This window comes from Streptomyces sp. SM11, assembly GCF_002910905.1.
Lineage (GTDB): Bacteria > Actinomycetota > Actinomycetes > Streptomycetales > Streptomycetaceae > Streptomyces.
The window spans coordinates 24,146-31,903 of the sequence record NZ_NEUE01000240.1 but is presented as its reverse complement, the minus strand read 5'-3'; the positions used below and the strand labels follow the sequence as shown (position 1 = coordinate 31,903).

Sequence of the window (7,758 nt, the reverse complement as noted above, 5' to 3'; positions counted from 1 at the left end):
ACTAGGGCCTGTATCGAGTCGTGATCAATCTGCGGGATTCGCCCTCGCTTCGGGGGTGGATCGTGTAGTCCGGTGTGCATGACGCGGAGACAGTTGACGGACAAGGAGTGGGGGTACGTGGAGCCGTACCTGCCGATCGGCGAGTACGGGCCGTACCCCACGAAACTGCGCGAGCAGTTCGAGGGTGTGGTCTGGAAGTTCCGCTCGGGCGCACAGTGGCGGGAGATGCCTGCCGAGTTCGGTGCCTGGCCCACCGTGTACAACCGGTTCCGCCAGTGGCGGGACGCCGGGGTCTTCGAGAACCTGCTGGAAGGTCTGATCGCGAAGGCCGCGGAGCGGGGTGAGGTGGACCTTTCGCTGGTCAGTGTGGACTCCACCACCGCACGTGCCCACCACGACGCCGCCGGGATGCGCCTTGATCCGGAGACGCTGGACGCCCTGGAGAAGGCGGCCGAGGAGGAGAGGACCCGCTCAAAGGGGGCGACAGCGAGGAACAAGTCGGGCACGACACCGACGTCGAGGCCGGGCGGGTCGAACGGCGACGCGTCCGGCGACGCCGCAAGCTCCGCCTGAAGGCCGCCCTGCTCGGCCGCTCGCGGGGCGGGCAGACCAGCAAGGTCCACGTCGCTGCCGACCGCAAGTGCAGACCGCTCGTCCTCACGCTCACCGCCGGACAGGCCGCCGACAGCCCGCAGTTCATCCCCGTGCTCAACAAGATGCGGGTTCGCCTCCCGGTCGGCCGTCCCCGAACCCGGCCCGACGCGGTCGCCGGAGACAAGGCGTACTCCTCCCGAGGCAACCGCTCCTACCTACGCAAACGCAACATCAAGGCAGTCATCCCGGAGAAGAAGGACCAGGCCGCCAACCGGAAGAAGAAGGGCCGCCAGGGCGGCCGTCCTCTCACCCACGACGCCGAGCTCTACAAGGACCGCAACACCGTCGAGCGCCTGATCAACAGGCTGAAGGCATGGCGCGGCATCGCCACCCGCTACGACAAGAACCCCGAGAGCTACCTCGCCGGACTCCGTCTCCGCGCCTCCACGATCTGGATCAAGGACCTCGCGCGGACCACCCATTGATCACAACTGGATACAGACCCTAATTCATCGACGGCCCCTGACTCCGCAGGTAACTGACAACCTCGCCAAGCCCGTCATCATGGCAGTGGGTCCTTCACCACCATGACGACGGCGGGTTGTGGGGGTCTGGTTCCGGGTGAGCAGGGCGACGCTACCGCCAGGGCTCAGTCACTCGGCCGGGTGGGTGCCGGGCGGCATCTGCTCCGGAGTGTCCGGGTGCTTCCTCAGCCGGAGGATGGCGGTGATCAGTCCACCCCAGACGATGAGAATGGCGATGATCATCATGATGATGGCACTGGTGGACATCAGCGGTCCTTCCGGTCGGCTGGCGACTCCATGTCGAGGTCGATGTCCTCACCGCCGGCAGGCCACGGCATCAGTGTGAGGATCACACCGACCAGCAGTGCCCCGATGGCGACGCTCCAGCCCGCGGAGAGCAGGAATCCGGTCGAGTAGCCCTCGTAGTTCTCCTCGAACTCGGTCCGCAGGCTGTCGACCATCATCCAGCCCAGGACCAGGGGTGTGATGACACCGAGGCAGATGCGCCACCAGCGGCCGAGTCGGACGGCGGAGGTGGCGTCAGCGTTCTCCTGGAGGCCGGGAAGCTGCCGCAGCACCCAGACGATGACGATCAGGCCGACCAGGGCGGCCAGCGCGATGCCGTACTGGTTGATGAAGTGGTCGGACGCGTCGAGCAGGTAGATGCCGGACTCGTTCGGGAAGAGCAGGACCGACACCAGCGCGATCAGACCGCCGATGCCCAGGACCGCCGGCATGCGACGCATGCCGGTCCGGTCCTGCACGGCGGAGACGACCACCTGGACGATGGAGATCAGCGAGGAAAGTCCCGCGATTACGAGGGAGCTGAAGAACAGCACGCCGAAGAGAGCACCGAGCGGCATCTCCGAGATCACTGCGGGGAAGGCGACGAACGCCAGACCGATGCCCGCGCCGGCGACCTCGTCGACGCCGACCCCCGAGGCGGTCGCCAGATAGCCCAGGGTCGCGAAGACCCCGATGCCCGCGAGGATCTCGAACGAGCTGTTGGCGAAGCCCGCCACCATCGCGGAGCCCGTCAGGTCGGCCCGGCGGCCCAGGTACGACGCGTACGTGACCATGATGCCGAAGCCGATGGACAGCGAGAAGAAGATCTGCCCGTAGGCGGCGACCCAGACGCTGCCGTTGCCGAGTTCCGACCAGTCCGGCGTGAAGAGGGCGTCGAGCCCGAGGGCCGCCCCGTCCAGCGTGAGGGCGCGGATCACCAGTGCTGCGAACAGGACGAAGAGCAAGGGAATGAAGATCTTGTTGGCTCGCTCGATGCCTCGCCGGATACCGAACGCCAGGATGACCAGCACGACCACCCACACAGCGATGAGCGGCCAGAAGACCCCAGGTACGAAACCGTCCAGGAAACTCGGTGTCTCCGGTGCCCGCAGGAAGTCACCGAAGAGGAAAGCCTCCGGGTCGTCGCCCCATTGCTGGCCGAAGGAGAAGCCCACATAGCGCACGGCCCAGGCGATGATGACGGCGTAGTAGGTGGCGATCACAAAGGAGATCACGACCTGCCACCACCCGATGGCCTCTGCCGGCCGGGCCATCCTGCGCAGCGCGGCCGGCGGCGACAGACGGTACTTCCGCCCGATGGAGTACTCCATGATCAGCAGCGGGATGCCCGCTGTGAGGAGCGCGATCAGGTACGGCAGCAGGAAGGCTCCGCCGCCGTTATCGTAGGCGATGGCGGGAAACCGCCAGATATTACCGAGTCCGACGGCCGAACCGATGGCGGCCAGCAGGAAGCCTGTGCGGGTGGCCCATTGCTCACGTGGCTGCTCTGTCATATGCGGTCCTCGGATCTCCTCATGCCGCTGCGAATCGGACTGATGGCACGTTAGCGCGGCGAGAGGCCCGACGACGCGGTGACCGGGCCCGGGAGATGGTGGCTGCGGGGCCAGGGCGTGTCGTCGAACAGTTGTCGTCACCCGAAGGGCGGTCGGGCGTGCTCGTCGGCGCGGCCGGGTGCGTTCGTCACCCGGGACCGGGTGCGGAAGGCTCTGCGTGCCCGGCCGCGGTGGATCGCCCAGGCAGCCAGGAGCAGAAGGGCCAGGAACCCGGCGAGAACGGCGGGGCCGACGGTGTCCAGCGTGTCGGCGAGGACACGCTGGGCGACGCCGGCGGCTTCGACGACCGGGTCGGTGGTGGTGGGATCTCGCTGGACACGGATCTCGTACCAGCCGTAGTAGGCGACGTACGCGCCGACGAGCAGGAGAAGTCCGCCACCGACTCGGGGCGCGGACGCGCCGAAGCGGCGCAGGTGGCTGACGGCCGCGCTGCGGGTGAGGGCGACGGTCAGGGAAGCGACGGCGACGATCAGTCCCATGCCGGCCGCGTACGCGGCGAACAGGACGATCCCTTCGGCGGTGGAGCCGCCGCGGAAGGCCGAGACGACGATGGCGAGGAACGGGGCGATGGTGCAGCCGAGGGACGCGGTCGCGTACGCCATGCCGAACAGGGCCATCGAGGGGATGGAGCGGGTCACCGTGGGGGCCCGTCGGACCTTCGGCAGGAGAGCGGGCAGCTGCCGGCCGGCCGAGAGCCAGCCCCCGGCCAGGGCCATGAGTATGCCGAACACGATGGTGAACCAGGGCAGATGCGCCTGGACCTGTCCCGCGACGGGCTGGATCGCCAGGCCGAACACGCCGAACAGGGCCGCGAAGCCGAGGGTGATGGAGGCCGTCGCGGTCAGGGCCCGGCCGACCGCGACACCACGGGAGGGGCTGTCGTCACCGAGGACGAGGAGGGAGAGGTAGGCGGGGAGCAGGGCGAAGCCGCACGGGTTGACAGCGGCGAGGATGCCCGCTGTGAGCGCGAGGGCGAGCGGGAGGTCGGACATCGCGGTTCAGCCGGTCAGGCCGGCGACCTTCTCGGCCAGCCCCTCGCCCGACGGAAGGACGCCCTCATAGACGGTCTTGCCGTCCTTGTCGAGAATGACGTAGCGGCTCTGTTCGGTGACCTCGAACCGCTTCCAGATCTCGCCGTTCTCGTCGGACAGGTGGGGGAAGCCGCTGGTCTTCGTGTCGGCGACGAAGTCCTTCATGGCCGCGTTCTTGTCCAGACCCGCCACACCGACGACGTTGGTCTCGCCCGCGTGGTCGGCGGCGACCTTCGCGGTCGCCGCGGCCTGGGCCTTGCACTTGGGGCACCAGGGCGCCCAGAACCACAGCACGGTCGGCTTGCCCGCCAGTGTCCCGGCATCGAAGGGCTTCCCGTCGACCGTGGTCGCGGTGAACCGAAGCGCCTGCGGCACCGGGGCTCCGGTGGCCGCGCCGTCGCCCGCGTCGGAGGCGGTGGGCCGTGGCGCCGGGGACGAAGCGGTCGAGGGCGAGGTGTCTGCTGCTTCGTCGGAACCGCTTTCCTCTCCGCACCCCGTGAGAGTGAGCAGGGTGGCGGCGAGAGCGGCGGGCAGAGCGGTGCGGGCGCGCATGGACGACTCCTGGGTACTCGGGTGAGTGCGACTGTAGAACCGTCCTCCTCTCTCACGGGCGGTGGAGGGCTTACGGTTCGGTGACGTCGGCCGACCCGCGGGGTGCGTCCCCGGGTAGGCGGGTGGGCGAAGATGGGGTGCCCCGTCCTCAGCCTGCAAGGAGCGTCCGTCGATGCGAACATCCGGTCCCGGCTCGCGGCCACCGACGATCGCCGATGTCGCGCGGATCGCCGAGGTGTCGCGTACGACGGTCTCGCACGCCCTCAACGGGATCGGCAAGGTCGATCCGCGGACCAGGGAGCGCATCAAGCAGGTCGCCTCCGAGCTCGGATACCGGCCCAATCTGCGGGCCCAGCGGCTGCGGCGGGGCGAGGCGAAGGCCATCGCGCTCGCCTCCTCGATGCCGTTCGCGGTGGCCGGTGGGCCGTCGCGGCTCGGGTTCTACATGGAGATCGCCGCCGCCGCCGCGGAGAGCGCGTTGCTGCACGGCTACGCGCTGGTGCTCGTACCGCCGGTGCAATCGGGGTCGGCGCTGTACTCCGTCGACATCGACGGGGCCATCGTCGTCGAGCCGGACGTGAACGACGCCGCCGCGACGCAGTTGAGGGAGCGGGGCCTGCCTTACGTGTCGCTCGGCCGGCCGGTGTCGCAGGACGACACGTCGCCGTATGTCGATCTGCGCGGCGGGCCGGTCGCCGAGTTGCTGCTCGCGCATCTGCGCGAGCAGGGTGCCAGGCGGCCCGCGCTGATCGTCGGCTCCGGTTCACGCCACTCGTCGGTCGACGCGCTCGCCGCGTACGAGCGGGTCGCCGAGCGGTACGGCTGGGTGCCCGTCGTGGCGAGCGCCCCGGAGGTGGGCGGCGAGCAGGCCGGGTATGAACGCTGTGCCGCCCTGCTGGCCGAGCACCCCGAGATCGACGCGGTCTGCGCGCTGGTGGACGCGTTCGCGGTGGGCGCGGTGCGGGCGATCCGGGACAGCGGGCGGTCCGTACCGGGCGACGTCATGGTCGTCACCCGGTACGACGGGCTGCGTGCGCGGACCTGTGAGCCGCCGCTGACCGCCGTGGACCTTCATCTGGACCGGGCGGCGGCCGCCGCGGTGGAACTGCTGCTCGGCCGGCTGCGCGGCGGGAGCGCCGCCGCCGCGGTGGCGGCGGCGCCCGAGCCACGGGTCGTTCCGCGTGCCTCGTCGCTACGGGTCACAGCCCGAGCATGAGCACCAGCCCGGAGACCAGAGCGAAGACGAGTACGCACAGCCGCATTCTGCGCGCGTCCAGCCGGTGGTGCACCAGCCGGCTCAGCCACGCGCCCGCGGCGATCACCGGCAGCAGCGCCACCGCAAGACCCAGGTCTCCGGGCCGACCCTCCCCTGTCGCGAACAGCAGGCCCAGCGAGGCCACTTCCCCGACGAGGAAGCAGGCCGCGACGGTCGAGCGCAGTTCTGCGGGCGGCCGGTGCTGGTAGACGAGGGCGAGCGGGGGGCCGCCGACGCCGGTCGCGGTCTCCGTGAGTCCGGTCACCACGCCCGCACCGAGGTAGGCCACCCGGCCGGGAGTGAAGGCGGGTGCGACCAGGCTCACGACCGCGGCCAGTACGGTGGCGATGCCTATGAACAGGCCGATGCTGCGGTCCGGGATCAGCCAGAGCAGCGCGAGCCCGGCGGGCGTGGCGGCCAGCCGGGCCCCGGTGATCCAGCCCGCGCCGCGCAGGTCGATCGAGGCGCGTTCGCGCCAGGCGACGTACAGGTTGAGCGGGATCATGGCCGCCAGGACGAACACCGGGAGCAGAGAGGGGTCGAGGATCCCGGCCACGGGCGCGACGATCAGGGCGAAGCCCAGCCCGCTGCTGCCCTGGACGAACGCGGCGATGGCCACCGTGACGGCGAGGACCGCGAGTGCTTCCGTACTCACCGTGCGGTGCTCCGCTGCCGTGCCGCCGTGGACGTGGGGTGTACTCGGGTGATGGGTGCCCTTTCGACGGCGGCACGGGCCAGTTCGGCCGCCTGCCGTACGAGTGCGGGGCCGTCCCAGCCGGTGGGCAGGCCGTGCCACAGACGCAGGTGTCCGGCGACGAACACGGCGGTGATCTGGTCGCGGTTGCCCCGGCGTACCAGCTCCCACGGCACGTCCCAGGAGAGCGCGAGCTCGGGGTTGGTGATGTCGACGAGGAGGAAGTCGGCGGCCAGTCCCTCGGCGACGGTGCCGGTGCGCGCACCCAGGCCGACCGCGTCGGCGCCGCCGGCGGTGGCGTGTTCGAGCCAGGTCCAGCCGGCGCCGCACGACGAGTCGCCGGTGGCCAGCCCGTAGGCGATCCGCTGGGCGAACTCGGCCGCTTCCGCGAGCCGGAATCCGTCGCCGCGGGTGCCGTCGGTGCCGAGCCCGAAGCGGATGCCGCGCTCGGCCATGGCGGTGGCCGGGGCGACGGCGTTGCCCTTCCAGGCGCTGGCCACCGGGTTGTAGCTGATGGCGGTCCCGGTGTCGGCGAGCAGGGTCAGTTCGCGGGGGGGGGGTGAGCAGGGTGGCGTGGGCGGCGAGCAGTTGTGGGCCGAGCGCGCCGGTCCGGTGCAGGTATTCGAGCGGGCGCAGTCCGTGCCGTACGAGGGAGCGTTCGACACCGGCCAGGTGCTCGTTGACGTGGATCTGCACGATCGCCCCGGCTTCCTCGGCGAGACGTGCGGTCCGGTGAAGGGTCGTCGAGGTGGCCGCTTCGGGGATCGAGACGGCGAGGGAGGCGTGGATCAGCGGGTCACCGTCGTACCGGGCGAGGTGCTTCTCGGCGCTTTCGAGGACGGCGGTGGCGCTCGCGGGGTCCTCGGCGGCGGTCGCGTCGTCGGCGGCGTCGTTGCACACGAGGCCGAGTACGCAGCGGATTCCGGCGTCGCGAGCGGCCGACGCGACGACGTCGACGTCCACGTCGGCGCGCGTACCGGCGTCGGTGACGGTGGTGAAGCCGCCGCGCAGGGCCTCCAACGCCGCCAGTTTGGCTGCGGCATAGGCCGATTCCTCGTCCAGCGCTCCTTCCAGCGGGACCCAGACCCGGCGGAAGATCTCCGAGGGCTCCCCGAAGGCGAGCGCGGAGCCGAAGCTCTGGGTCAGGTGATGGTGGGAGTCGACGAAGCCGGGCATCAGGAGATGGCCGGGCAGCCGTACGGCGTCGTGCTGCGGATGTGTACGCGCCAGTTCCCCGGCAGGTCCGACG

At 70.4% G+C, this 7,758-nt stretch carries 6 protein-coding genes and 2 pseudogenes; 2 read left to right on the top strand and 6 right to left on the bottom strand.

The window, feature by feature from the left end; translation table 11 throughout:
• The first annotated feature begins 78 nt into the window (after positions 1 to 78).
• Positions 79 to 1,079: pseudogene (locus B9S58_RS25460) on the top strand (IS5 family transposase).
• Between the two features lie 168 nt (positions 1,080 to 1,247).
• On the opposite strand, the gene B9S58_RS25455 reads toward B9S58_RS25460, so the two are convergent.
• The 4 genes from B9S58_RS25455 to B9S58_RS25440 all read right to left on the bottom strand — a co-directional run bounded on the left by B9S58_RS25455 (position 1,248) and on the right by B9S58_RS25440 (position 4,560).
• Complete coding sequence (locus tag B9S58_RS25455) at positions 1,248 to 1,385, bottom strand: methionine/alanine import family NSS transporter small subunit (protein ID WP_103534378.1); 138 nt, start codon at positions 1,383 to 1,385, stop codon at positions 1,248 to 1,250.
• Positions 1,385 to 2,917, bottom strand: coding sequence for a sodium-dependent transporter (locus tag B9S58_RS25450; RefSeq protein ID WP_103534377.1), 1,533 nt, complete (start codon positions 2,915 to 2,917; stop codon positions 1,385 to 1,387). The genes B9S58_RS25455 and B9S58_RS25450 overlap by 1 nt, the downstream gene beginning before the upstream one ends.
• A 137-nt stretch (positions 2,918 to 3,054) precedes the next feature.
• Complete coding sequence (locus tag B9S58_RS25445; RefSeq protein ID WP_103534376.1) at positions 3,055 to 3,969, bottom strand: cytochrome c biogenesis CcdA family protein; 915 nt, start codon at positions 3,967 to 3,969, stop codon at positions 3,055 to 3,057.
• 6 nt (positions 3,970 to 3,975) lie between these two features.
• Complete coding sequence (locus B9S58_RS25440) at positions 3,976 to 4,560, bottom strand: redoxin family protein (RefSeq protein WP_103534375.1); 585 nt, start codon at positions 4,558 to 4,560, stop codon at positions 3,976 to 3,978.
• A 172-nt stretch (positions 4,561 to 4,732) separates the two neighbouring features.
• Between B9S58_RS25440 and B9S58_RS25435 the strand changes: the two genes are divergently transcribed.
• On the top strand, positions 4,733 to 5,776 hold the full coding sequence (locus B9S58_RS25435; RefSeq protein ID WP_103534374.1) for a substrate-binding domain-containing protein: 1,044 nt from the start codon (positions 4,733 to 4,735) through the stop codon (positions 5,774 to 5,776).
• Here B9S58_RS25435 and B9S58_RS25430 read toward each other — a convergent pair.
• On the bottom strand, positions 5,760 to 6,470 hold the full coding sequence (locus B9S58_RS25430) for a sulfite exporter TauE/SafE family protein (protein WP_103534373.1): 711 nt from the start codon (positions 6,468 to 6,470) through the stop codon (positions 5,760 to 5,762). The two genes, B9S58_RS25435 and B9S58_RS25430, sit on opposite strands and share 17 nt — an antisense overlap.
• A pseudogene (locus tag B9S58_RS25425) lies at positions 6,467 to 7,685 on the bottom strand (amidohydrolase family protein). The gene B9S58_RS25430 and the pseudogene B9S58_RS25425 overlap by 4 nt, the downstream one beginning before the upstream one ends.
• Between the last annotated feature and the right edge of the window lie 73 nt (positions 7,686 to 7,758).